This window comes from Bartonella sp. AA81SXKL (assembly GCF_042196945.1).
Classification (GTDB): Bacteria; Pseudomonadota; Alphaproteobacteria; order Rhizobiales; family Rhizobiaceae; genus Bartonella.
Genome location: NZ_JBHIRH010000268.1, coordinates 1 through 302 on the forward strand (window position 1 = coordinate 1; position 302 = coordinate 302).

Genomic DNA, 302 nt, shown 5'->3' on the forward strand with positions numbered 1-302 from the left:
AACCAAGAGCGCGTATTGTCTTTTCGAACATTCAACCACAGCCCTGCCCCATCACAATATTTACCCTGAGAAGCAGACTTGACAAGTAATGCTGATAATCGATGAATCCCCCTCACTTAATTTCCCTTCTCGTCCACCTTTTCACACATTGCTCGTCCACCTTTTTGGGTCCACCTTTTAGACCACCTTTAATTTCTGATTTGAGATTTTTTCTTTAATTCTTAATTTTTTTATTGGAACATAAAAAATTATAGACATCAATATGCTCTTGCACACTTGATACAACTTGATTCTTGTTGCTA

General features: G+C 37.4%; 1 pseudogene. It reads right to left on the reverse strand.

What is annotated here, in order from left to right:
- Positions 1-116, reverse strand: a pseudogene (locus ACFINZ_RS11010) (DUF4102 domain-containing protein); the annotation flags it as partial.
- Between the last annotated feature and the right edge of the window lie 186 nt (positions 117-302).